Below are 22,870 nucleotides of genomic sequence, written 5' to 3'. Positions count from 1 at the left end.
CGGAAATGCCGGGTTGCGTTGCTCTCGAAGCCGTTGTTAGCTCCCAAGACGGCCAAATCAAAAAAGTGCCAAAAAAGACATGCGGGGAGAACGATGAGCGCTCAGGGAACGCCCGGTGCGGCGGGCAGGACGGCAGGGGAATTGAAGGGTTCGGCAAGGCCATCGCCGAAAGGCGCCTGGACCGTCACGTTTCTCCTCTTTCTCTTCATGGTCGTGAACTTTGCCGACAAGATCGTCGTCGGCCTCGCCGGCGTGCCGATCATGACCGACATGAAACTTAACCCCGAGCAATTCGGCTTCCTCGGCCAATCGTTCTTCTTCCTGTTCTCGATCTCGGCCATCGTCGTCGGCTTCATCGTCAACAAGGTGCCGACGCGCTGGGTGCTCCTGACGCTGGCGGTGATCTGGGCGCTGGCGCAGTTTCCGATGGTCGGCACCGTCTCCTTCACCACGCTCCTGATCTGCCGCATCGTGCTGGGCGCCGGCGAAGGTCCGGCCTTCTCGGTCGCCGCACACGCGATCTACAAATGGTTCCCCGACGAGAAGCGCACGTTGCCGACCGCGATCCTGTCGCAGGGCTCGGCCTTCGGCGTCATCCTGGCGGTGCCCGCGCTGAACTGGGTCATCGTCAATCATTCCTGGCACTATGCCTTCGGCGCGCTCGGTGTCGTCGGTCTGATCTGGGTCTGTGCCTGGCTCGCGCTCGGCAAGGAAGGGCCGCTGGAGGATACCCAGGTCCTGGCCGCGAGCGAGCAGAAGATCCCTTATCTGCAGCTTCTCACCTCGCGCACCTTCATCGGCTGTGTCGCAGCAACCTTCGGCGCCTATTGGGCGCTGTCGCTCGGCCTCACCTGGTTCACGCCCTTCATCGTCCAGGGACTCGGCTTCTCGCAGAGCCAGGCCGGCTTCATCTCGATCCTGCCCTGGGTGTTCGGCGCCACGATCGTCATCCTCACCGGCTGGACCTCGCAGGTCATGATGGCGCGCGGCTACACCACGCGTATCTCGCGCGGCGTGCTCGGTTCGGTGCCGCTGATCATCGGCGGCCTGATCCTCGCCGGGATGGCGCATGTCGAGGGTGCCGGCCTGCAGATCGCGCTGCTTGTCGTCGGCTCCGGACTCTGCGGCGCGATTTACGTGGTCTGCCCGCCGATGCTCGGCGAGTTCACCCCGGTCTCGCAGCGCGGCGCGGTGATCGCCATCTACGGCGCGCTCTACACGTTGGCGGGAATGATTGCGCCGGGCGTGATGGGCGCCGTGATCCAGCGCGCCGGCAGCATGCACGACGGTTACATTACCGGCTTCACCATCAACGCCGTGGTCATGGCCGGTTCCGGCGTCATCGGCCTGCTGTTGCTCTGGCCGAACACGGAGAAGGCCAGGCTGACGCGTGGTGCGGCGGCGCAAGCAGCGCCGCTGAAGGGCGCGGTGTCGCCGACGTAAGGGAGGCTGTTTGTCAACTCCCAATCACAGCCGTCGTCCCGGACAAGCGCAGCGAAGCGGAGCGCCGATCCGGGACCCATAACCACAGGGAGCAGTTGGTGGCGACTCGGAGTTGACAGCTTCGCGCCACATGTCTCCCTGTGGTTATGGTCCCCGCTTTCGCGGGGACGACAGCGAGATTGTGGATACGCTTTCGCGTCTCACCTGCAGCCTTCACTCTAATTCATTCCCTGCGCGCCGCGGATCAGCTTCCCCGGCCGCTGGCCCGTGGCCTCACCGTGCCGCCGCGTCACCACGCCCGACACGATGGTCGCCTCATAGCCGTCGACATCCTGCAACAGACGCCGCCCGCCCACCGGCAGATCGTAATGCACCCTCGGCGGATGCAGGTGCAGGTGGTCATAGTCGATCACATTGACGTCGGCCTTATAGCCGGGCGCAATCAGGCCGCGGTCGGTGAGGCCGACCGAAAGCGCGGTCTTGCGCGACTGCGCCGCGACCACGAACGGGATCGACAGCTTCTCGCCGCGCGTGCGGTCGCGCGTCCAGTGCGTCAGCAGATAGGTCGGGAAGCTGGCATCGCAGATGATGCCGCAATGCGCGCCGCCATCGGACAGGCCCGGCACCGATTGCGGGTCGATCAGCATCTCGCGCGTCGCATCGAGATTGCCGTCGGAATAATTGAGGAACGGTACGTAGAGCATGCCGCGGCCCTCGTCCGACAGCATCGCATCATAGGCGAGCTCCTCCGGCTGACGCCCCTGCCGGCGCGCCTGCGGCCCCAGCGCGTTCTCCGGCGGCTGCTCGTAATCGGGGGGATCGCCGAGCAGGAACATCTTGTCGTAATTGGGCCGGAAGAACAGCGGATCGTCGGTGGCGGTCGCCGTCTCGCTCAAGATCGCCTTGCGCACATCGGCTTGACGCAGCCGCGCCAGCCGCTCTGCAAGCGGTAGATGCGCGATGGCCTTGTAGCTCGGATGGGTCTGGAACGGGTTGCGCGACAGCTCGAGCCCGAGCAGGAGGCCGACGGGGCGCGCGGCGATCTGCGCGGTGATGGAGAGGCCGCGCCGGGCCGCCGCGTTGATCTCGTCCAGCGTCTGGCGCCAGCGGTTCGGTGCCTTGTCGTTCTGCGTGATCGAGAATGAGATCGGGCAGCGGGTCGCATCTGCCACTCGCAACATCATCGGCAGATCTTCGTGGATGGTGGAGAGATCGAGCACGAATTGCAGCACGCTGCGGCCCTGGCGGTGCATAGCGCCGGCAATCGCGGAGAGCTCGTCCTCGCCGGCCTTCAGCGTCGGCGTGAAGTCGCCGGTCGAGGTGCGATGGTTGAGCGTGCGCGAGGTCGAGAAGCCCAGCGCGCCCGCGCGCACTGCCTCGCCCGCAAGCTTGGCCATCGCCGCATTGTCCTCCGCGGTCGAGGGATCGCGCCGCGCGCCGCGCTCGCCCATGACATAGACGCGCAGCGCCGCATGCGGCAGCTGCGCGCCGACATCGATGTCGAAATCGCGCTTGGAGAGCCAGTCCATGTAATCCGGAAAGCTCTCCCAGGCCCAGGGAATGCCGGCGCTCAGCACCGGCTCGGGAATATCCTCGACGCCTTCCATCAGCTGGATCAGCCTTGTGTGGTCGGAAGGCTTGCACGGCGCGAAGCCGACGCCGCAATTGCCCATGATCGCGGTGGTGACGCCGTTCTGCGACGACGGCGTGATGTCATGGCTCCACGTGACCTGGCCATCGTAATGGGTGTGCACGTCGACGAAGCCCGGCGTCACCAGCTTTCCGCGCGCGTCGATCTCCTCGCGTCCCTTCGCGGAGATCTGGCCGACCTCGCTGATCTTGCCGCCGGTAATGGCGACATCAGCCTCGAACAGCTCGCCGCCATTGCCGTCCGCAACGGTGCCGCCGCGGATGATCAGATCAGGGGTGCTCATGGTGTTTCGTCCCGTTTGTTGTTTCTGCTTGGGCGCATTTTCGGGCGCGCCGGCGCAGTGTCAACCGCAGGCAAGTGTGCTCAGGGTTGCGTCGCGGCCCTGGCCGGCTTCCGTTCCGTGAACGGCGACAGCACCACCGTCGCGACCATGAAGATCACCGACGCGCCGAACACCCAGTGCGGCGCGCTCTGGTCCATGATCCAGCCGAACAGCAGCGGTGAGACGATGCCGCCGAGATTGAAGCCGGTGGAGACGATGCCGAAGGCGCGCCCCGCAGCGCCGGCAGGCGCTGCATTGCGCACCAGCATGTCGCGCGAGGGGGCAATCACGCCGGAGAGAAAGCCCGCGGCGGTCATGGTTGCGGTCAGGGCCCAGCCCGGCAGCGTCACCAGCGCGATCAGCAGCACGATCACCGCGTTCGCGGCAAAGCAGGCGGCGGCGACATAGCCGTGGCGCTCGGTATGATCGGCGAGGAAACCGCCGGCGAGCACGCCGGCGGCGCTGGCGCCGAGGAACGCGGTCAGTGCGACATTCGCGATCGAGTAGGAGGTGCCGTAGCCGCTCATCAGCGCGACCACGCCGAAATTGTTGATGCCGGCCACCGACAGGCTGAGCAGCATGAACAGCGCGGTCAGCGTGACCAGCGCCGGGGTGATGACGGCCTGCTTTGGTGCGTTCTCGTTGCCCGGCTTCTTCTTGTGGGCGCCGGCCTCGGGAATGTTCATTGCTACCAGCAACAGCGCAACCAGAATGGCGATGGCACCGGAAGCGATCAGCGCGCCGGCACCGCCCGAGATCGTGACCAGCGCGGCCACGATCGCCGGCGTCACCGCGCCGCCGAGATAGCCGGCAAAGGTGTGGATCGAGAAGGCGCGGCCCATCCGGGCCTCGTCCATGTGCTCGGCGAGGATCGCGTAGTCCGCGGGGGGATAGACGCTGTTGGCGAGGCCGAGCAGCACGGCGCAGGCGATCAGCGAGGCGTAGCTGAGATGCAGGCCGAGCAGGATCAGCGCGCAGCCGCCGAGCGTGAGGCCGATCAGCAGGATCTTGCGCGCGCCGAAATGGTCGACGAGATAGCCGGTCGGGGCCTGCGTCAGGCCCGAGACGACGGCAAGCGTGGTCAGCGAGAAGCCGAGCTCGACATAACCGACGCCGAGCTTGTCCTTCAGGAACGGGAACAGCATCGGCAGGACCAGCAGATGGAAATGGCTGACCCAATGCGCGATCGAGATTCCGGTCAGCGTGCGCAGCGCGCTGTCCGCCTTGCCTTGCTGCGGTGCGGCGAGAACGTCGACCATTGCAGTTCCGTTTCACTCCCTTCGAGCGGCGGAAACTATCGAAGCGCGGTTATTTGTCCATGAACGCAAGCGCATGGCAGGTAGAGCGGGCGGAAGGTGAGGGGCGTTGAAGCGCCTCCATGCCGTCGTCCAGCGAGTTTGGGGCTACACCCTCACAACGGCTCGTCGTCCGGACCGTAGCGGTCGCGCTTCGGCGTTGCGATGTCGCCGTCCTCGTAGTCGTCCTCATCGGTGGCGCGCGGAGGCGGAGGCTTCTTCGCCTTGTCGTCCGCCTGCTTGAGAGGCTCGTTCGGTTTGCCGATCTTGGCCATGGCTGGTCCCGGATGGCGATGCTGCACCCGATCCTACCCGGGACATATGGGCGGTTCCTGACTTTGCGCAAGAATCGCAAATCGGGGATGACGCCCCTCCGTCAGTGCACGAGCGGCCCGCCGGCTTTCTTCCAGGCATCCACGCCGCCGGCGATATGCGCGGTGTTGGCGAGCCCGGCCTCCTTGGCGGCGGCCACCGCCATCGCCGAGCGCTCGCCGAAAGCGCAGAAGAACACGATGCGGCGGCCGGGGGCCGCTGCGACCTCGCGCAGCATGCCGCCGGGCTTGAGGTTCTCCTCGATGGACGGATAGGGCGTATGCAGCGAGCCCTCGAGCATGCCGTGCTTGGCACGCTCGCTGGCCTCGCGCAGATCGACCAGCAGGATGTCGGGCCGGCCGAGCGCGCGGATCGCCTCGGCGGCGCTGAGCGCGCGGCCCTCCTTCTCCAACTCCTCCTGATGCAGGCCGACGTGCATGTTGGCGGGCACCGCCACGTCCATCATCTTCGGATTGGGCAGCTTCAGATTGGCCATCAGCTCGATATATTCATCGACCGAGCGCACCTGCAGCCGCGGATTGTAGCGCTTCTCCTCGCCGATGGTGGAGACGGTGTCGCCCTTGTAGTCGTGCGCCGGGAACACCATCGTCTCGTCCGGCAGCTTGAGCAGCCGGTTAAAGATCGAATCGTACTGTGCGCGCGAAGAGCCGTTCTGGAAATCGGTGCGGCCGGTGCCGCGGATCAGAAGCGTGTCGCCGGTGAAGACGCGATCGCCCATCAGATAGGAATAGGAATCGTCGGTGTGGCCGGGCGTGTACATCACGTCGAGCGACAGGCCCTCGATCGTCACCTTGTCACCGTCGGCGACCCGCATCGCCACCACGTCGGCCTTGGTCTGGTCGCCCATCACGGTCATGCAATGGGTGCGGTCGCGCAGCTCACCGAGGCCGGTGACGTGATCGGCATGCAGATGGGTGTCGACCGCCTTGACCAGCTTGAGGTCGAGCTCGCGCAGCAATTGGCAATAGCGGTCGACCTTTTCCAGCACCGGATCGAGGATCAACGCCTCGCCGCCGGGGCGGCTGGCGAGCAGATAGCTATAGGTGCCCGAAACGCTGTCGAAGAGCTGGCGGAAGATCATGGCAGGAGGCCCGGCAGGGAACTGACTTCGAGGATTCTACTACGTATCGGGCCAGAAAGAGAAGCAATTCACTGTAAAGATAACAAAATTTGGAAGATTCTTATTTCGGGGCGGCCGCCCTACCCACCACTGTCATCGCCCGGCTTGACCGGGCGATCCAGTATTCCACCGACGTTCGTGAGATACGGAGAGGCCGCGGCGTACTGGATTCCCCGCCTTCGCGGGGAATGACATTGAGGGCGGCGCGGGACCGCACTTGCGCCCTTACGGCCGCACCACCGTGTAGCCGTTCTCCGCCAGGAACAGGATCTGCCCGACGCCCACCTGCACCGGTGTTGCCGCCGGAATGAACTCCGGCCGCTTGCCGGTCTCGCGCTCGATCGTGTCCACCGTGTTGAGGCAGATGTCGAAGCGCACGCCTTGCGCGATCAGGCTTTCGACCTGCTTGCGGCGCTCGCTGCCTGCGAGCAAGAGGTCGATGCCGGGACCGAACGCCACCACCTCGATCGCGATCTTGTCGGGGTCGTAAGCCTTCAGAAGGTTGTTGGCGACGCTCAGCACCAGCGCCTGCTTCCTGGCATCGCCGTCGGAGAGCTGGAGTACGATTCTATGCTCGGCGAACGGCTTGTCCTGCAGCGGCACCTGTTGTGCCGAGGCCGGTGGGATCGTGGCCCAAACCAGCAGCGCCAGCACCAGCGCGCAAAAGACCTGCCGCGGCCTCATCCCGGCCCCGCAATGCCTGGATTGTCCTCGACGCCCTTCAGGGTGACGCCGGAGCCGAGCCGCTCCGGAAACATTCGGCCCGAGCGTAGATATTTGCCGACGACGTCCCACACGGGCGCGCCTTGCTGGCCATTGACCGAAGCCCAGCCTGCGACCTTGTAGCGGTGGCTGGCGCTGAGCGCCTTGCCGCTATTGAGCTTCAATTCCGAGATGCGGCTGCCGATCGTCTCTGCCGGCGTGCAAGTGTAGCTGAGCCCCCCGGCGCGCACCATGTCGCCGCCCTGCTGGTAATAGGGGTCGGCATTGAAGAGGTTGTCGCAGATGTCTTCCAGCACGTCCTTGATCTGGGCTCCCGTCAGCTCCTGCACATAGGTCTCGGGATAGGTGATCGCAGTCTCCGCCAGCAGATCCTCCATGGTCAGCGCCTGGCCGGACAGCGCGGTGACGCCCCAGCGAAATCCCGGCGACAGCGCGATCTCGGTGTCGAGCTCGGTGCGGAGCGCGGTGCAGATCAGCTCATCGACCGGTCCGGAGAAATTGCCGCGGCGATAGAGCAGACGGTCGGGCGTCGCGATCTTTTCCGACCAGTCGGAGACGTGGGGCGCACGGACCCGGCCGATCAGCTCGGCCATGGCGGGATCCGGCTTCAGCAGCTCGGAATAAATCGGCAGCAGATGATAATGAACGTCGCCGACCTTGCCCTTCTCGATCGCGAGATCGAGCACGCCGAGGAATTTTCCGTTGGAGCCGGCATTGGTGACGAGCGTGGTGCCGCCGGCGTTCTTCACCGGAATCGGCTGCGGCACGGCGTCATGGGTATGGCCGCCGAGGATGATGTCGATGCCGGTGACGCGGCTGGCGAGCTTGAGGTCGACATCCATGCCGTTGTGCGACAGCAGGATGACGGCATCGACCTTGTCGGTGCCGCGCAAGGCATCGACGTGCTTCTGCAATTCCTCCTCGCGGATGCCGAAGGTCCAGTCCGGCGTGAACCGCTTGGGGTGCGCGATCGGCACGTAAGGGAAGGCCTGGCCGATGATCGGGAGCCGATGGCTGCCGATCTCCTTGATGACAGAAGGCTTGAACACGCGCCCCGTGGCCTTGTCGAAGGCGGGAGCGTCGTTGAACGCGGCTTCCTCGGTCAGGAAGACGTTCTGCGCCAGGAACTCGCCCTTGAAGTGCTCGAGATTGTCGCGCAGCACCTGCTCGCCATAGGTGAATTCCCAATGCCCGGTCATCGCCTCGATGCCGAGCAAATTGGCGACCTCAACCATGTCGCGGCCCTGCATGACGTTGGCAAGCCCGGTGCCCTGCCAGAGGTCGCCGCCGTCGAGAAGGAGCGAACGCCTCTCGCCGACATCGGCGCGCAGGCGGTCGACCAGCGTCTTCAGATGGGCAAAGCCGCCGAGCTTGCCGAAGCGGCCCGCGGACTTCTCGAACTCGACGCAGGTGAAAGCATAGGCATCGGCGCTGTCAGAACGGATGCCGAAACGTTCGAGGAAGGCGCGGCCGACCAGATGCGGTGGTCGTCCGGCCATCTCGCCGATGCCGATATTGACGCTGGGCTCGCGGAAATAAATCGGGTTGAGCTGCGCATGCGTGTCGGTGATGTGCAGGATGCGCGCATTGCCGAACCGCTCGAGGTCGTAAATGCTCGCGGTCTCGGTGCCGTGCGCAAGGCGCGGCAGACTGAGCGATGCGGCGGCAAGGCCTGCAGATTTCAGGAAATCGCGGCGGCGGATCGCCATCCAAATATTCTCCGCGCCTCAATGCTAGCGAGACTGTTCCAGTGAAGGCCAGTCTAGCGGATTTCCATCGCCTTCCAGGCCTCTTTTTCAGACGTCGCCTGGAAGATCGACGCCTTTGCCAGCGCCTCGGCTTCTTTGGCTGCGGCAATGGCGCGGTCGAAATCGCCACCATCGGCCGCCTTCTTCGCCGCCGCCAGCGCCGAGACGGTCACGGTCCATTGGTTGCGCAGGCCGGCAGCCTGCTTGGACGCGGCTTCGGCGGCGGTGTAGGCCGCCTTGTAGTCTGCTTCGGTCGCCGCGTGGGCCGTGGCCATGAGGCCGAGCGCGAGCAGCATGGCGAGAGGAAGTGTCCGCTTCATGGCCGCGCTCCCGGGCCCGAGATCGGCAGGCCGTTGGCGACATAGGACAGGAAATACTCGACGTCGCGATATTCGTCCGATTGCGGCTCCAGCGGAACCGCGCGGGTTTGGCTGTTGCAGGTGACGAAGCGCCGGCTGGTCGTCCCCATGCCGCTCCATTCGGAGCGGTAGATCGGCATTGCGTTCAGGATGCCGAGCGCCGGCGCCAGGGTCTCGGTGCGGATGCGCTCGCCCGGGCTCTGCACATGGCAGCTCGCGCAGGAGAAATTCATCTGGCCGCGGCGGGGGTAGAAATAGCGCTTGCCGTTCTCGAAGGCTTCGAGCGCGCGCGGGTCATCGGGGATCTTGATGTCCATCAGCTTGCCGCGCGACGTGTAGGCCATGTAGGCGGTCAGCGAGGCCATCTCGTCCTTGACGTAGGAGTAGGGCGCTTCCCCATTGGCCTCGCGGCAGCGGTTGAGCGCGAGCTCCAGTGTGACGACCTTGCCTTCCCCGGTGTCGAAATAGGGATAGTTCTGGCGGATGCCGATGCCGCCGTTCGGGAAGCAGTCGGCATAGCTCTTGCCGTTCTTGAACGGCGTCGCGAACATCTCCTTGCCGGCATCGAGCGCGAACTCGTAAGGCGGGAATTCTTCCTTCTCCTGCCACTGCCGCTTCATGTCGGCATTCATGGAATACGGACCGTTGACGAAGTCCTCGTGCTTCACGTCCGGAAATTTCTGGAAAAAGAAGTTCTGGAATGCCTTGGCGTCGGCGACGGGATCGACCTTGTCGGCCGCGACGCCGCGAGGTGCGGTGAGGGCGAATGCGACAAGCGCGGCGCTGAGCGAGCCGAGCAGGAGGGCAGACCGGGTCTTCATCAGGCGATCTTCGCGGTGGTCGTATCCGACGCACCCTTGTTGTCGGTCCAGGAGATCTTGATCTCGTCGCCCTTCTTGGCGCCCTTGAAGCTGAATTTGACATAGGGGTCCTTGGAGACCGCAGTGCCCCAATCGGCGACGAACACGTCCTTGCCGTTCCATTCGAACTTCAGCTGCTGGATATAGTGCGCCGGGATCAATTCGCCGTTGGGATTCTTGACCAGGCCGGTGTCCATGGGGTGCTGGATCAGCGCCTGCACCTCGGTGATGTCGCCGTTGGAGGTTGCGCGCACGCGAATGCTTGATGCCATCGGACCGATCCTCCTAGCCGCCGCAGCCGCCGACGGTGACCTTCACTTCCTTGGTCGCGCTGTAGAGCTTGCCGTCAGCCTCGACGATGGCGACCAGGTTGGTGGTCTTGGCCATCTTCAGCCGGTTGGCCACGGCCGGGATCGTGCCGTCGGCGATCCGGTAGGATGCTGCGAGCGCGAACGGGTTCTCGGCCACGAGGAACGAGATCGAGGTCACCTTATCGAGGGTCGTCGTCACCGAGACCGGCACGACGCCGCCGTTCTCGGCGATCTCCGGCGCATCGAGCTTGACCTTGTCGGACGGCTCGGCGGACTTGCCATAGAGCGCCTTGATCGCGTCGGCCTCGCTCTTCTGCTTGAAGGCCTCTTCCGGATATTTGTCGTTGGCCGCGGCGCGCGCCGGCGCCGCGGCGAACGGCAGATTGCCAAGGCCGAGCAGTGCGACACAGGCCGCGCCCTGAAGGATCAGGCGCCTTGTCGCAAGCGGGCCGGTGGTCGTGGTCATCTCGGGTCTCCTGGGCAGCCGGCCGTTACAGCGTCTGCAGGAAATCAACGATCGCGCTGATCTCCTGTTCGGTCAAAATCCGGTTCCGGCCGAACGGCGGCATCATGGTTTGCGGGTTGCGCTTGGTCTCGTCGAAGATGATCGCGGTGAGCTCGTTGCGATCGGGGTATTTGGCCTTGAGGTCCTTCAGTTCCGGACCGATCGTTCCCGGCAGGTCGCCGCCCTGGATGACGTGGCAGGTCAGGCAATTGCCCTTGCCGCGGTCGAAAGCAAGCTTTCGGCCGTCGGCGACAGCGGATTGCGCCTGTGCCGGAGCCGCGCCGGCGCAGAGGGCCAGCGCCAGCAGGATGGCAGGCTTGCAGGGGAAGGCGGTCAAGGCATCGTCCCAGGCGTTATGTCGATGATCTCGTTCGTGGAAATATAGGGGTTCAAAAGCACAAAGGGCATCGCCTGACAATCAAGACTATGCACGCGGCAAAATGGAGTTAATATCCTCCCTATTACAACCGATGAGATAGTTCGTTCATCCAATAGGCTGGCACTAGCAAATTATTCTAGGGCGTTTGGTCCTTATGGCCTCCCGTTCCGTTTCAGATTTTTTGGGGACTTCGCTTGGCTGAATATGTCGTCGAATTTGGCAGGGATGGCGGACGGGTCGAGCCGGACGGGCGGCTCGATGCGCCGGCGTTCCACCGCAATCACGAGCCGATCTGGGCAGCGCTGGAGAAGCACCTTGCCGGCTGGACCGGCAACGTGGTCGAACTCGGCAGCGGAACCGGCCAGCACGTGGTTCATTTCGCCCGCCACACGCCGTCCCTGATCTGGTGGCCGAGCGACCTCAACCACCGCCATCTCAAGAGCATCGAGGCCTGGCGCGTCTATGCCGGCCTGCCGAACATTCGCTCACCCTTGCGGATCGACCTCGCCGATCCCGACTGGTGTCCGGAGATGAAGAGCGGGCAGGGGCCGACAAATCTTGCAGCCGTGTTCTGCGCCAATGTCATCCACATCGCGCCGTGGGCCGTGGCCGAGGGCCTGTTCGCCGGCGCCGGCCGCTATCTGCGCGCCGACGGCAAGCTGTTCCTCTACGGCCCCTTCAAGCGCGACGGCAAGCACACCGCGCTCAGCAATGCGGTGTTCGACACCTCCTTGCGCGAAGGCAATCCCGAATGGGGCGTACGCGATGTCGTCGACGTCGAGAAGCTGGCAAAGGCGGTCGGCCTCGGCCTCGTCGATATAATCGAGATGCCCGCGAATAATCTGACGCTGGTGTTTTCGCGGTCATAGGTCGTCACGCCCGAACGCTAGCCCTCATCCTTCCACCCGATCTTGTCTTTCAGGAATCGGAAGCCGAGCACCTCGAAGCCGGCGCGCTCCTTGTTGTCCTTGCCGTAGCCGTGACCGCCGGCGGCCGGCTCATAGAACCAGGCTTCATAGCCCATCGCCTGCAGCTTCGCGGCCATCTTGCGCGCGTGGCCCGGATGGACGCGGTCGTCGCGCCGCGTGGTCGCGATCAGGATCGGCGGATAGGACTGGCCGGCTTTTGCGTTGTGATAGGCCGAGTAGGTCTTCAGCCACTCCCACTCCTCGGGCTTGTCCGGATCGCCATATTCCGCGATCCAGCTCGCACCGGCGAGCAACTTTGTGTAGCGGCGCATGTCGATCAGCGGGATGGTGCAGAACAGCGCGCCGAAGCGCTCGGGGTAGCGCACCAGCATGTTGGTGATGAGGATGCCGCCGTTCGAGCCGCCCTGCGCGGCGATGCGCTTCGCACGAGTCACGCCGCGTCGCACGAGATCGGTTGCAACGGCCGCGAAATCGTCATGCGATAATTTCTTGCCGGCGAGGCGCCCGGCATCGTGCCAGCGCGTGCCGAACTCGCCGCCGCCGCGCAAATTCGCCTGCACCGTGGTGCCGCCGCGCTCGAGCCAGAGCTTGCCGAGCGAGGAATTGTAGTACGGCTTCACCGCAACAGCGAAGCCGCCATAGGCGCTCATATAGACCGGCGCATCGCCGGTCTCGCTCGCGGGGCCGGTCTGCACATAGGGAATGCGCTCGCCGTCGACGGAGACCGCCTCGTGCTGCGTCACTCTGAGCCCGTCGGCGGTGAACGTCTTCGGCGCCTGCTTCAGCACGGTCGGGCTCGCGACGCCGCGCTCGATCAGAAGCAGCGATGGCGGCGTGAGCGGATCCTGCACATTGGCGAGCAGATCGCCGTTGCTCTCGCTAGGATGGCGATCGAGCGTCCAGACGTCGATGACGCCGATTTCCGGCAGGCCGGAAAGCATCTCGCGCTTCCAGCCGGCCGCGGACGGCGTGCAGATCTCGAAGCGTGGACGCAGCTCGTCGAGGATCGACAGCACAAGCTTGCCCGCCGCCCAGAACAGGCCCTGCAAGGCGCGCCGCGGCGACGGCTCGAACAGCACGGCAAAGTCGCGGCTGCCGTTCAGGAACGCCGACAGCGAGATGCCGAGCACGGTGTCGGTGGCATAGGTTCGCCCCCCGGCCGTCCAGTCCTTGCGCAGCTTCATTGCGAACCAGTCGCCATGGGCCTGCAGCCAGATGCCGGTCGGCAGATCGAACTTGGTCATCGCGCCCGCCGCATCGCGCAGCCGGATCGCGTGGTCGAAGAAGTCGATCTGGTCGACGATCCAGACCCGCGGCTCAGATCCGGTGTCGTCGCTCATGCCATAGATCACCATGTGATCGGCGGTGGTCTCGGCGATGATTTCGGCCTGGTCGACCGGCTGTCCGCGCCGCCACAGCCGAACCGTCCGCGCATAGCCCGAGCTCGTCGCCATGCCCTCGCCATGGGCGCTCGACAGCAGCAGCGTGTCGGCATCGAGCCAGTCGACGCCGCCCTTCGCTTCCGGCAGCGTGAAGCCGCCCACGACGAAGCGCTTCGTCATCATGTCGAATTCGCGCAGCGTCACCGCATCGCTGCCGCCGCGCGACAGGCTCAGAACGACGCGTGAGTTTCCCGGCGTGCTGGCGATCCCGCCGAGCAGCCAATCCTCGTTTTCGTCGCGCGCGAGCTGATCGATGTCCAGTATGGTCTCCCATGCTGGACTGGCTTCGCGAAACTCTGCAAGCGTAGTCCGCCGCCACAGCCCGCGCGGGTTGACGGCGTCCTTCCAGAGATTGTGCAGGTCGGAGCCGCGCCGGCTGACATAGGGAATGTTATCGGGGCGGTCGTAGATCCCAGCGAGGAGATCGCGGTCGTGCTCGAAGGCCTTGCCGCCGAACGCGCTGAGCGTCAGGCTGTTCTGCCGCTCGACGAAATCGAGCGCCTGCTTGCCTTCGATCTCCTCGAGCCACAGAAAGGGATCGTCGTCGGGAGCTTGAAGCGTGGGCCGGTCGTCGACGGACATGAACAACTCCTGATGAACGGAATGCCCCGAGATTGCCGCGGATAGGATTTGATCGAGCGCAAGCCGTCAAGGCCGCGGCCCGCTATCATCACACCGATTGCGTCACGGGCATGGCCCGCGCCCGTTTGCGCCGGTTGCCCGCCCTTCCACGCCCCTCCATAGTGCCGCGAATCAACAGAGCGCTCGAAAGTCCCTTGGGGCGGAAATGCCGATGCTGGACGTGACGACAGCCAATGAGATCGCCGACGACGCCCGCGTCCGCGCCAATGTGGTGCGCCTGGCTGCGGCTCAGGCGCTGACCGGTGCCAACTCGGCCGTGATCTTCGCCACCGGCGCGATCGTCGGCGCCACGCTCGCGCCCGACATGTCATTCGCGACCGTGCCGATCTCGATGTATGTGGTCGGGCTTGCCGCCGGCACGCTGCCGACCGGCGCGATCTCGCGCCGTTTCGGCCGCCGCGCGGCTTTCGTGATCGGAACTAGCCTCGGCGCGATCACAGGTCTGCTCGGCTCGTTCGCGATCCTGCACGGCTCGTTCGCGCTGTTCTGCATCGCGACCTTCCTCGGCGGCCTCTATGGCTCCGTCGCGCAATCCTATCGCTTCGCCGCCGCCGACGGCGCCAGCGCGGCCTACCGGCCCAAGGCGGTGTCCTGGGTGATGGCGGGCGGCGTGTTCGCCGGCGTGCTCGGTCCGCAGCTCGTGCAATGGACCATGGATGTCTGGCAGCCCTATCTGTTCGCCTTCAGCTTCCTGGTGCAGGCCGCGGTGGCGCTGGTCGCGATGGGCATCGTTGCCGGCGTCGATATGCCGAAGCCCGCGCCGGCCGATCTGCATGGCGGCCGGCCGCTGCTCACCATCGTAACCCAGCCGCGCTTCATCGCGGCGGCGCTGTGCGGCGTCATCTCCTATCCCATGATGAATCTGGTGATGACCTCGGCGCCGCTCGCCATGAAGCTGTGCGGCCTGTCCGTGTCCGATTCCAATTTCGGCATTCAATGGCATATCGTCGCGATGTACGGGCCGAGCTTCTTTACCGGCGCGCTGATCGCCCGCTTCGGCGCCCCGAAGATCGTCGCCGCCGGCCTGCTGCTGGAAGCCGGTGCCGCCAGCATCGGCCTCTCCGGTCTCACCGCGATGCATTTCTGGGCCACGCTGATCGTGCTCGGCGTGGGGTGGAATTTCTCCTTCATCGGCGCCTCCGCGCTGGTGCTGGAGACTCATCGGCCGCAGGAGCGCAACAAGGTGCAGGCCTTCAACGACTTCCTGGTGTTCGGCATGATGGCGATCGGCTCGTTCTCCTCCGGCCAATTGCTCGCCAATTACGGCTGGGCGGCGGGGAACCTGGTGGTGTTCCCGCCTGTCGTTCTCGGCCTCGTCGTGCTCTCGCTGGTCTCCTGGGCCCGCCGCCGCAAGGCGAGGCTGGAGGCGGCGATGGGCGAGTTCCCGGACGCGGTCTGAACTGGCGGGAGGCTGTCAGCAGCATTGACACTTCGATCCGGGTCGAAGTGATTTTTGAAAGGCCGGTTGTTACATGATGCTCGTCATCAACAGACGGGCGTGATGCAAGGCGCTCGCGGGGGAGACAAAGGAGAAGCGCGAATGCTCGACAATCCCCGCCACGCGACCCCGATCGACGAATCCTCCTTCCGCTATGAAGGCTGGCGCATCGTTGCGGTCTGTTTCCTGCTTGCGACCTTCGGCTGGGGGCTCGGCTTCTACGGCCAAAGCGTCTATGTCGCCGAGCTTCAGCGTGCCCGCGGCTGGCCGACCACGCTGATCTCATCAGGCACGACGTTCTTCTATCTGTTCGGCGCGCTGCTCGTCGTCTTCGTCGGCGAAGCCGTGCGGAAATACGGCCCCCGCCTCAGCCTGATCGCCGGAACGCTGGCGATGGCGGCAGCTGGCGTTGCGATCGGCACGGTGCGCGAGCCCTGGCAGCTCTATCTCGCCGATGCCGTGCTCGCCTTCGGCTGGGCCGGCACCAGTCTCGCCATGATCACCAACACGATCAGCCTGTGGTTCGACCACAAGCGCGGCATGGCGATCAGCCTCGCGCTCAACGGCGCCAGCTTTGGCGGCATCGCCGGCGTGCCGCTGCTGGTGACGCTGATCGGCCATGTCGGCTTTGCCAGCGCGATGTACATCGCCGCCGGCGCCATGCTGGTGCTGCTGCTGCCGGTGATCCTTCTCGTTGTCGGCCGGCCGCCCGAACACCATGGCTGGCACGCGGCGGCGAAGGCGAAGCCGCAATCATCGACGGAGATCCGCAGCCATGCGCTGCGCGATGTCGGCTTCCTCACGGTGACCATTGCTTTTGCCTTGGTGCTGTTCGCGCAGGTCGGCTTCATCGTGCACCTGATCTCGTTCCTCGATCCCGTGATCGGCCGCGAACGCGCCGCGGTCGCCGTCGCGGTGCTGACCGCCATGGCGGTTGTCGGCCGCGTGCTGTTCTCGCTGGTGATCGACCGTCTCAATCAGCGGCTGGCCTCCGCGCTGTCGTTCCTCAGCCAGGCCGCGGCGCTGCTGGTCGTCGTCAACCTGCACAATGATTACGTGCTGATCGCGGCCTGCGCGGGGTTCGGCTTCTCGGTCGGCAACCTCATCACACTGCCGTCGCTGATCGTGCAGCAGGAATTCGACAGTGCCGCGTTCGGCGTGCTGATCAGCCTCAACACCGCGATCAACCAGGTCACCTACGCCTTCGGCCCCGGTGTGGTCGGGGCCTTGCGCGATTGGTCCGGCGGCTATTCGCTGCCGTTCTATCTCTGCATCGCGCTGGAGGTGGCGGCGGCTGCGTTGATCATGGTGCGTGGGAAAAGGCTTCGTAGGGCGGATTAGCGAAGCGTAATCCGCCAACTTCGCCCCGTTCTTGCGGAGACATGGTGGGTTACGGCTTCGCCTAACTCACCCTACGGCCTTACGTTTCCCGATCCCTCAGCAGCGCCTCGACATCCAGTCGCTTCGTCATCATCGCAAGCTTGCCATCCGGCCCGAACGGCCATTGCTCCCTGGGCTTATCCCAATACAGCTCCACGCCGTTCTGGTCGGGATCGCGCAAATACAGCGCCTCGCTGACGCCGTGATCGCTGGCGCCATCCAGCGCAATGCCGGCCGTGAGCACGCGATGCAGCGCATCGGCCAGCGCGGCCCGCGTCGGATAGAGAATGGCGGTGTGATAGAGCCCCGTGGTGCCCGGCGGGGGCGGCGAGCCGCCCTTGCTCTCCCAGGTGTTGAGCCCGATGTGATGGTGATAGCCGCCGGCCGAGATGAAGGCCGCGCCCGAGCCCATCTTCTGCATCAGCTCGAAGCCGAGCACGCCACAATAGAAGCCGAGCGCGCGATCGAGATCGGCGACCTTGAGGTGAACGTGGCCGATCCGGGTGCCGGCATGAACGGGGCTCTGCGACATGTGAATGCTCCTGCGAAACCACGCACATAAGGCGGGCCCCGGGGCGGCGCTACCGCCGATCCCGAAACCCAGCGTTTCCGGATGGGAAACTAAGCCAGCTCCGACACCTCGCCCTCGGGCAGGCCGAACTCGAACGTGTTCAGCGTCATCGACACCAGCGTGTAATAGCCGCACAGGCCGATCACCTCGACCACGCCGCGCTCGCCGAGCAGCTTCACGGCCTCGTCGTAGAGGCCCTTCTCGACGCCGTGGCCCTCGTGCAGCGACTTCGCGAGGTCGTAGATCATCCGGCCCCTGGGATCGTCGAACTCGGGCGTGCGGCGGTCGCGGATGGCGTCGATCACTTTCGGGTCCATGCCGCCGGCGAGCGCGAGGCGCTTATGCGCGTACCATTCGTAATGCGCGGTCCAGTGCCGTGCCGTCACCAGGATCGCGATCTCCGACAGCTTTGCCGGGAAGATCGTGTCATAGCGCAGCACCTCGCCGAGCCGCGTGGCGTGACGGGCCATGTCGGGGCTGTTGAGCCAGGCCATCATCGGCGCCGGCGGCTTGCCGCGCTTGCCGGCAATCGACTCGTCATAGGTCTGCCGCTGGCTCTCGTTCATTTCGCCAGGCGAAAGAAGCTTCAGGCGCATTGTCGTTTCCTCTTTGTTTTCAAGCACCGCCACGAGGGCGACTATAGCCGAATGCGGCCCCGCGGAAGTGGTTGAATTCCGCGGAAGCTTGGCCCAGAGTCGCCGCCAACAAGTCGATTTTTGTTTGATGGAAACGACCATGAGTGAAACCGAAAGCGCCGAGCTCGAAACATTCCGCAGCGAGACGCGCGCCTGGCTGGAAGCCAATTGCCCGCCGGAGATGCGCAAGCCCGCGACGTCCGATGGCGACGTGTTCTGGGGCGGGCGCAACGCCAAATTCTCCTCCGAGCCGCAACGCATCTGGTTCGAGCGCATGCGCGACAAGGGCTGGACCGTGCCGGATTGGCCGAGGGAATATGGCGGTGGGGGCCTCAGCGCGGCCGAGCACAAGGTGCTGCGCGCCGAGATGGCCAGGATGGGCGCGCGCCCGCCGCTGTCGAGCTTCGGCATCTGGATGCTCGGGCCGGCACTGCTGAAATACGGCAACGACGCGCAGAAGAAGGAGCATCTGCCGAAGATCGCCGCGGGCGAGATCCGCTGGTGCCAGGGTTATTCCGAACCGAACGCCGGCTCCGATCTCGCCTCGCTCCAGACCCGCGCCGAGAGTGATGGCGACGACTTCATCATCAACGGCCAGAAGATCTGGACGTCCTACGCCAACTACGCCGACTGGATCTTCTGCCTGGTGCGCACCGATCCCACTGCCAAGAAGCACGACGGCATCAGCTTCATCCTGTTCGACATGACCTCGAAGGGCGTCTCGACCAAGCCGATCCTCCTGATCTCGGGCTATTCTCCGTTCTGCGAGACCTTCTTCGACAACGTCCGGGTGCCGAAGTCGCATGTGGTCGGCACCATCAACCGCGGCTGGGACGTCGCAAAATACCTGCTCCAGCACGAGCGCGCGATGATCTCGGGCATGGGTGAGCGCGGCGTCGGCCGTCCGCTCGGCCAGATCGCGGCGGACTCCGTCGGCACCGATGCGCTGGGGCGGCTCGACGATGCCATGCTGCGCGGCAAGATCGCGAACTTCGACGTCGACGAGGCCGCGCTCGCGGCCTGCGCCGAGCGTGCGGTCGATCTCGCCAAGGCCGGACAGGCGCATCCGGCGTTCTCCTCGGCGATGAAATATTACGGCACCGAGCTCAACAAGCGCCGCTACGAGATCCTGATGTCGGCCGGCGGCGTCGATGCGCTGGAATGGGAGAGCGAGCGCTCCAAACAGGGCGCCCGTCCGCGCGCCTGGCTGCGCACCAAGGCCAACTCGATCGAAGGCGGCACGTCCGAGGTCATGCTCGGCATCGTCGCCAAGCGCATCCTGGATCTGCCGGGGGCTTAGCTGTCATTCCGGGGCGCGCGTAGCGCGAACCCGGAATCCATCAGGCCGCATTCTCTGCTGTGAAATGGATTCCGGGCCTGCGCCTGCGGCGCATCCCGGAATGACGAACCAAACAGACTTTGACATTCGGAAACACCACCATGGCCCTCGTCCTCACCGAAGAACAATCGATGCTCCGCGACAGCGCGCGCGGGCTGATCAGCGACAAGGCGCCGGTGTCGCACCTGCGGCACTTGCGCGACAGCAAGGATCCCACCGGCTTCTCCAAGGAGCTTTGGCACGCCTTCGCGGAGATGGGCTTTGCCGGCTTGCTCGTGCCGGAAGAGTTCGGCGGCAGCGGGCTCGGCTATGTCGAGGCCGGTGTCGTGATGGAGGAGATCGGCCGCACCCTGATGCCGTCGCCCTTTCTTGCCACCTCGGTGGTCGCGGCTTCGGCGCTGAGCCGCGGTGGCAATGCCGCGCAGAAGTCGGAATATCTGCCGAAAGTGTCCAATGGCTCGCTGCTCGCGACGCTGGCGATCGACGAAGGCGCCAAGCATCGCCCGCTGCAGACCAGCCTGCAGGCCGTGCGCGCCGGCAATGGCTTCAAGCTCTCCGGTGCCAAGGCGCTAGTGGTCGATGGCCACGTTGCCGATCTCCTGATCGTCGCCGCCCGCACCGCAGGCTCACCCGGCGAGCGCGAGGGCCTGACGCTGTTCCTGGTCAGCCCCAGGGCCAAGGGCGTCGCGATCGAGCGCACCATCATGGTCGACGCCCACAATGCGGCCCGGATCGAGTTCGCCAATGTCGAGGTCAATGCCGACAGCGTGCTTGGTGAGGTCGATCAGGGCGGCGCGCTGCTCGACGGCGTGCTCGACATCGGCCGCGGCGCGGTCGCCGCCGAGATGGTCGGCCTCAGCGACGAGGTCTTCAATCGCACGGTCGAGTACCTCAAGAGCCGCAAGCAGTTCGGCAAGCTGATCGGCGAATTCCAGGCGCTGCAGCACCGCGCCGCCGAGCTCTATGTCGACATCGAGATCACCCGCGCCGCCACCATGAAGGCGCTGCAGGCGCTGGACGCCGACGTCGCCAAGGCCGCGCTGGGCGTCGCGGTCGCCAAGGCGCGCGCCGGCACCACCGCCACGCGCGCGGTGCAGGAAGGCGTGCAGATGCATGGCGGCATGGGCATGACCGATCAGTTCGACATTGGCTTCTTCATGAAGCGCGCGCGGGTCTGCGAGGAGCTGTTCGGCGATGCGAACTACCACACCGAGCAGCTGGCGCGCGCACGGGAGTATTGAGACGGCGGTTGGGGCGCGAGGGCGCACCTCCCCCTCGGTGTCGTCGCCCGGCTTGACCGGGCGACCCAGTACGCCGCGGCCTCTCCGCAAACGTTTGACGTCTCTGGAATACTGGATCGCCCGGGCAAGCCGGGCGATGACAGTTGAGAGGGTGGCGAGACCGCCTTACCTCATCGGCGGTGCGTACTGCACGCCGCCGGCGTTCCACAGCTGGTTCATGCCGCGCGGAATCTTCAGCTTCGACTTCTCGCCGATGTTGCGGTCATACATCTCGCCGTAATTGCCGACATGGCGGATGATGCGGACGACCCAGTCCTTGGTCAGGCCGAGCTGCTCGCCGTAATTGCCTTCGGTGCCGACGAGGCGCATCACTTCCGGCTTCTTCGACTTCAGCGCTTCGTCGATGTTCTCCGAGGTGACGCCGAGCTCCTCGGCGTTGATCATGGCATACAGCGTCCACTTCACGATCATCATCCAGTCGTCGTCGCGCTGGCGCACGACGGGGGCGAGCGGCTCCTTGGAGATCATGTCCGGCAGGATCATGTGGTCGCCGGGCTTGGCGAGGTTCAGCCTGAGCGCATAGAGCTGGGAGACGTCGGCCGAGAGCGTGTCGCACTTGCCGGTGTCGTAGGCCTTCACCACGTCATCCAGCTTGTCGAACTTCACCTCGTCATACTTCATGTTGTTGGCTTTGAAGTAATCGGCGACGTTGAGTGCCGTGGTGGTGCCGGCCTGCACGCAGACCTTGCTGCCGGTCAGGTCCAGCGAGGTCTCCTTGTTGCGCGAACGCGGCAGCATGAAGCCGGCGCCGTCGTAATAGGCGACCGCGGGGAAATAGAGGTCGTAGTCCAGCTCGCGCGCCATGCTCCAGGTCGAGTTGCGCGAGAGGATGTCCACCTTGCGGCTCTGCAATTCCTTGAAGCGTTCGCTGGCATCGAGCGGGACGAATTTGGCCTTGCTCGGGTCGTTGAAGATGGCGGCTGCCACCGCGCGGCAGAAGTCGACATCGAAGCCGGTCCAGTTGCCCTTGTCGTCGGGAATCGAGAAGCCCGGCAGACCCCGGTTGACACCACACAGCACCTCGCCGCGGCGCACGGTGCGCTTCAGCGTGCGGGTGTCGTAGAATTCATAGATGATGGCCAGGACGGCGACCAGCACGGCGACCGCGAGCCCGATCAGCAGGCCGCCACGAAAACTGCGCATCATGTTGCTCTCTCGAAAAATCGGGAAAAGGAATCGGAGGGGAAGGCGACGAGCATGATCCGGAGGACCATGCTCGCATCAAAGCCTCAGAGCTCGGGCTTCTGCCGGATCACCACCTTGGTGCCGACAGGGACGCGATCGTAGAGATCGGCGACGTCGTTGTTGACGAGACGGAAGCAGCCCGAGGAGACCTTGGTGCCGATCGTGTCGGGCCGGTTGGTGCCGTGGATGCGGTAGACGGTGGTGCCGAGATACATCGCGCGGGCCCCGAGCGGATTGCCGGGGCCGCCGGCCATGAAGCGCGGCAGATAGGGCTGGCGCTGGATCATCTCCGGCGGCGGCGTCCAGTCCGGCCATTCCTTCTTGTTGGTGATGGTCACGAGGCCCTGCCACTGGAAGCCGTCACGGCCGACGCCGATGCCGTAGCGGATCGCGCGCCCGCCGGGCTGCACCAGATAGAGGTGCCGCTCCGCGGTCGAGACGATGATGGTGCCCGGCGCTTCGGTGGTGCGGAAGTACACCACCTGCTTCTGCCATTCCGGCTCGAGCTCGTAGCCGTCGTCGGCGATCAGGCCCGGTTCGTCGCCGCGGTCAGGCTGCTGGGCGAAGGCTTGCGGCGCGGACAGGATAAGCCCCACCGCAGCCATGAACATGCCGGTCAGGCGACGAAAATTGGTCATGTGATGCTCTCCCCGCTGCCACAGCGCAAATCATTCAAAGCCATCAAATCTCAGGGGCAGGTTCATGGCAAGTTGATGGCCGGCCGCCCTGATATGTCACGAGAATGCTTTGGTTTTTTGACGCGCTCCACGCAATGCCACAAACAGGGGATGGCGCGAAAAGCAGTGATTGTCGCGGCTGGGCTCGCTGCGCTCCCTGCTCGCCCGCAGGCAGGGCTACTTGGCGGGGGTCTGAGCGCGCCTCGTCCTTCGAGACGATCGCTGCGCGGTCTCCTCAGGATGAGGCTGAGAAACAGCGGTGCTCATCGAAATTGTCCCGCA

At 65.1% G+C, this 22,870-nt stretch carries 22 protein-coding genes; 6 read left to right on the top strand and 16 right to left on the bottom strand.

Annotation, left to right across the window (positions count from 1 at the left end; translation table 11 throughout):
• Nucleotides 1–93: 93 nt before the first annotated feature.
• Nucleotides 94–1,443 (top strand): MFS transporter, encoded by a 1,350-nt coding sequence (locus X268_RS30905; RefSeq protein ID WP_128928441.1) that lies wholly within the window; start codon nt 94–96, stop codon nt 1,441–1,443.
• A gap of 218 nt (nt 1,444–1,661) precedes the next feature.
• Here the strand turns inward: X268_RS30905 and X268_RS30900 are convergent, their stop codons facing one another.
• The 11 genes from X268_RS30900 to soxX form a co-directional block, all read right to left on the bottom strand.
• On the bottom strand, nt 1,662–3,377 hold the full coding sequence (locus X268_RS30900; protein WP_128928440.1) for an N-acyl-D-amino-acid deacylase family protein: 1,716 nt from the start codon (nt 3,375–3,377) through the stop codon (nt 1,662–1,664).
• Nucleotides 3,378–3,457: 80 nt separating this feature from the next.
• Nucleotides 3,458–4,675 carry an MFS transporter gene (locus X268_RS30895; RefSeq protein WP_128928439.1) on the bottom strand — a complete coding sequence of 406 codons (1,218 nt, stop codon included), beginning with the start codon at nt 4,673–4,675 and terminating at the stop codon, nt 3,458–3,460.
• Nucleotides 4,676–4,827: 152 nt separating this feature from the next.
• Nucleotides 4,828–4,986: a hypothetical protein gene (locus X268_RS39695; protein ID WP_164938021.1), complete on the bottom strand. Its 159-nt coding sequence runs from the start codon at nt 4,984–4,986 to the stop codon at nt 4,828–4,830.
• A 101-nt stretch (nt 4,987–5,087) separates the two neighbouring features.
• Nucleotides 5,088–6,125: an MBL fold metallo-hydrolase gene (locus tag X268_RS30890; protein ID WP_128928438.1), complete on the bottom strand. Its 1,038-nt coding sequence runs from the start codon at nt 6,123–6,125 to the stop codon at nt 5,088–5,090.
• A gap of 264 nt (nt 6,126–6,389) precedes the next feature.
• Entirely contained in the window at nt 6,390–6,848 is a 459-nt protein-coding gene (locus X268_RS30885; protein WP_128928437.1) for a DsrE family protein, read from the bottom strand.
• Nucleotides 6,845–8,596, bottom strand: a complete 1,752-nt coding sequence (soxB, locus tag X268_RS30880; RefSeq protein WP_128928436.1) for a thiosulfohydrolase SoxB — start codon at nt 8,594–8,596, stop codon at nt 6,845–6,847. Before soxB ends, X268_RS30885 begins: the two co-directional genes overlap by 4 nt.
• 53 nt (nt 8,597–8,649) lie before the next feature.
• Nucleotides 8,650–8,955 (bottom strand): hypothetical protein, encoded by a 306-nt coding sequence (locus tag X268_RS30875; RefSeq protein WP_128928435.1) that lies wholly within the window; start codon nt 8,953–8,955, stop codon nt 8,650–8,652.
• Entirely contained in the window at nt 8,952–9,815 is an 864-nt protein-coding gene (gene soxA, locus X268_RS30870) for a sulfur oxidation c-type cytochrome SoxA (RefSeq protein ID WP_164938020.1), read from the bottom strand. The genes X268_RS30875 and soxA overlap by 4 nt, the downstream gene beginning before the upstream one ends.
• Entirely contained in the window at nt 9,815–10,126 is a 312-nt protein-coding gene (gene soxZ, locus X268_RS30865; RefSeq protein ID WP_128928434.1) for a thiosulfate oxidation carrier complex protein SoxZ, read from the bottom strand. The genes soxA and soxZ overlap by 1 nt, the downstream gene beginning before the upstream one ends.
• A 13-nt stretch (nt 10,127–10,139) precedes the next feature.
• Nucleotides 10,140–10,631, bottom strand: coding sequence for a thiosulfate oxidation carrier protein SoxY (soxY, locus tag X268_RS30860; RefSeq protein ID WP_128928433.1), 492 nt, complete (start codon nt 10,629–10,631; stop codon nt 10,140–10,142).
• Between the two features lie 25 nt (nt 10,632–10,656).
• Nucleotides 10,657–11,007 (bottom strand): sulfur oxidation c-type cytochrome SoxX, encoded by a 351-nt coding sequence (gene soxX / locus X268_RS30855; RefSeq protein WP_128928432.1) that lies wholly within the window; start codon nt 11,005–11,007, stop codon nt 10,657–10,659.
• A gap of 236 nt (nt 11,008–11,243) precedes the next feature.
• On the opposite strand from soxX, the gene X268_RS30850 reads away from it, so the two are divergent.
• Nucleotides 11,244–11,918 carry a DUF938 domain-containing protein gene (locus tag X268_RS30850; protein WP_128928431.1) on the top strand — a complete coding sequence of 225 codons (675 nt, stop codon included), beginning with the start codon at nt 11,244–11,246 and terminating at the stop codon, nt 11,916–11,918.
• A 17-nt stretch (nt 11,919–11,935) separates the two neighbouring features.
• On the opposite strand, the gene X268_RS30845 is transcribed toward X268_RS30850, so the two are convergent.
• Entirely contained in the window at nt 11,936–14,002 is a 2,067-nt protein-coding gene (locus tag X268_RS30845; RefSeq protein ID WP_128928430.1) for a prolyl oligopeptidase family serine peptidase, read from the bottom strand.
• A 211-nt stretch (nt 14,003–14,213) separates the two neighbouring features.
• Here X268_RS30845 and X268_RS30840 point away from each other — a divergent pair, with 211 nt between their 5' ends.
• Together X268_RS30840 and X268_RS30835 are read left to right on the top strand one after the other, a co-directional pair.
• Nucleotides 14,214–15,461 (top strand): MFS transporter, encoded by a 1,248-nt coding sequence (locus X268_RS30840; RefSeq protein WP_164938019.1) that lies wholly within the window; start codon nt 14,214–14,216, stop codon nt 15,459–15,461.
• A 141-nt stretch (nt 15,462–15,602) separates the two neighbouring features.
• Nucleotides 15,603–16,841 carry an MFS transporter gene (locus X268_RS30835; protein WP_128928428.1) on the top strand — a complete coding sequence of 413 codons (1,239 nt, stop codon included), beginning with the start codon at nt 15,603–15,605 and terminating at the stop codon, nt 16,839–16,841.
• Nucleotides 16,842–16,920: 79 nt separating this feature from the next.
• Here the strand turns inward: X268_RS30835 and X268_RS30830 are convergent, their stop codons facing one another.
• Entirely contained in the window at nt 16,921–17,412 is a 492-nt protein-coding gene (locus tag X268_RS30830) for a VOC family protein (protein WP_128928427.1), read from the bottom strand.
• Nucleotides 17,413–17,501: 89 nt separating this feature from the next.
• Nucleotides 17,502–18,047, bottom strand: coding sequence for a carboxymuconolactone decarboxylase family protein (locus X268_RS30825; RefSeq protein WP_128928426.1), 546 nt, complete (start codon nt 18,045–18,047; stop codon nt 17,502–17,504).
• Between the two features lie 139 nt (nt 18,048–18,186).
• Between X268_RS30825 and X268_RS30820 the strand changes: the two genes are divergently transcribed.
• Nucleotides 18,187–19,386 carry an acyl-CoA dehydrogenase family protein gene (locus tag X268_RS30820; protein WP_164938018.1) on the top strand — a complete coding sequence of 400 codons (1,200 nt, stop codon included), beginning with the start codon at nt 18,187–18,189 and terminating at the stop codon, nt 19,384–19,386.
• A 140-nt stretch (nt 19,387–19,526) separates the two neighbouring features.
• Nucleotides 19,527–20,666 (top strand): acyl-CoA dehydrogenase family protein, encoded by a 1,140-nt coding sequence (locus X268_RS30815; RefSeq protein ID WP_128928424.1) that lies wholly within the window; start codon nt 19,527–19,529, stop codon nt 20,664–20,666.
• A gap of 165 nt (nt 20,667–20,831) precedes the next feature.
• On the opposite strand, the gene X268_RS30805 is transcribed toward X268_RS30815, so the two are convergent.
• Nucleotides 20,832–21,869, bottom strand: coding sequence for an amino acid ABC transporter substrate-binding protein (locus tag X268_RS30805; protein ID WP_128929444.1), 1,038 nt, complete (start codon nt 21,867–21,869; stop codon nt 20,832–20,834).
• Nucleotides 21,870–21,955: 86 nt separating this feature from the next.
• A complete protein-coding gene (locus X268_RS30800) occupies nt 21,956–22,549 on the bottom strand; it encodes a L,D-transpeptidase (RefSeq protein WP_128928422.1) in 594 nt (197 codons plus the stop codon).
• Nucleotides 22,550–22,870: the final 321 nt, after the last annotated feature.

Origin of the sequence: Bradyrhizobium guangxiense (assembly GCF_004114915.1) — a bacterium.
Taxonomy (GTDB): domain Bacteria; phylum Pseudomonadota; class Alphaproteobacteria; order Rhizobiales; family Xanthobacteraceae; genus Bradyrhizobium; species Bradyrhizobium guangxiense.
Note: the sequence above shows the minus strand (reverse complement) of the source record. Positions and strands in the feature narration are given on the sequence as shown.

Excerpts from the sequence above, each read along its gene's own strand:
- X268_RS30905 (WP_128928441.1), top strand. The coding sequence starts at position 94 with ATGAGCGCTCAGGGAACGCCCGGTGCGGCGGGCAGGACGGCAGGGGAA.
- X268_RS30900 (WP_128928440.1), bottom strand. The coding sequence starts at position 3,377 with ATGAGCACCCCTGATCTGATCATCCGCGGCGGCACCGTTGCGGACGGC.
- X268_RS30895 (WP_128928439.1), bottom strand. The coding sequence starts at position 4,675 with ATGGTCGACGTTCTCGCCGCACCGCAGCAAGGCAAGGCGGACAGCGCG.
- X268_RS39695 (WP_164938021.1), bottom strand. The coding sequence starts at position 4,986 with ATGGCCAAGATCGGCAAACCGAACGAGCCTCTCAAGCAGGCGGACGAC.
- X268_RS30890 (WP_128928438.1), bottom strand. The coding sequence starts at position 6,125 with ATGATCTTCCGCCAGCTCTTCGACAGCGTTTCGGGCACCTATAGCTAT.
- X268_RS30885 (WP_128928437.1), bottom strand. The coding sequence starts at position 6,848 with ATGAGGCCGCGGCAGGTCTTTTGCGCGCTGGTGCTGGCGCTGCTGGTT.
- soxB (WP_128928436.1), bottom strand. The coding sequence starts at position 8,596 with ATGGCGATCCGCCGCCGCGATTTCCTGAAATCTGCAGGCCTTGCCGCC.
- X268_RS30875 (WP_128928435.1), bottom strand. The coding sequence starts at position 8,955 with ATGAAGCGGACACTTCCTCTCGCCATGCTGCTCGCGCTCGGCCTCATG.
- soxA (WP_164938020.1), bottom strand. The coding sequence starts at position 9,815 with ATGAAGACCCGGTCTGCCCTCCTGCTCGGCTCGCTCAGCGCCGCGCTT.
- soxZ (WP_128928434.1), bottom strand. The coding sequence starts at position 10,126 with ATGGCATCAAGCATTCGCGTGCGCGCAACCTCCAACGGCGACATCACC.
- soxY (WP_128928433.1), bottom strand. The coding sequence starts at position 10,631 with ATGACCACGACCACCGGCCCGCTTGCGACAAGGCGCCTGATCCTTCAG.
- X268_RS30845 (WP_128928430.1), bottom strand. The coding sequence starts at position 14,002 with ATGTCCGTCGACGACCGGCCCACGCTTCAAGCTCCCGACGACGATCCC.
- X268_RS30840 (WP_164938019.1), top strand. The coding sequence starts at position 14,214 with ATGCTGGACGTGACGACAGCCAATGAGATCGCCGACGACGCCCGCGTC.
- X268_RS30835 (WP_128928428.1), top strand. The coding sequence starts at position 15,603 with ATGCTCGACAATCCCCGCCACGCGACCCCGATCGACGAATCCTCCTTC.
- X268_RS30830 (WP_128928427.1), bottom strand. The coding sequence starts at position 17,412 with ATGTCGCAGAGCCCCGTTCATGCCGGCACCCGGATCGGCCACGTTCAC.
- X268_RS30825 (WP_128928426.1), bottom strand. The coding sequence starts at position 18,047 with ATGCGCCTGAAGCTTCTTTCGCCTGGCGAAATGAACGAGAGCCAGCGG.
- X268_RS30820 (WP_164938018.1), top strand. The coding sequence starts at position 18,187 with ATGAGTGAAACCGAAAGCGCCGAGCTCGAAACATTCCGCAGCGAGACG.
- X268_RS30815 (WP_128928424.1), top strand. The coding sequence starts at position 19,527 with ATGGCCCTCGTCCTCACCGAAGAACAATCGATGCTCCGCGACAGCGCG.
- X268_RS30805 (WP_128929444.1), bottom strand. The coding sequence starts at position 21,869 with ATGCGCAGTTTTCGTGGCGGCCTGCTGATCGGGCTCGCGGTCGCCGTG.
- X268_RS30800 (WP_128928422.1), bottom strand. The coding sequence starts at position 22,549 with ATGACCAATTTTCGTCGCCTGACCGGCATGTTCATGGCTGCGGTGGGG.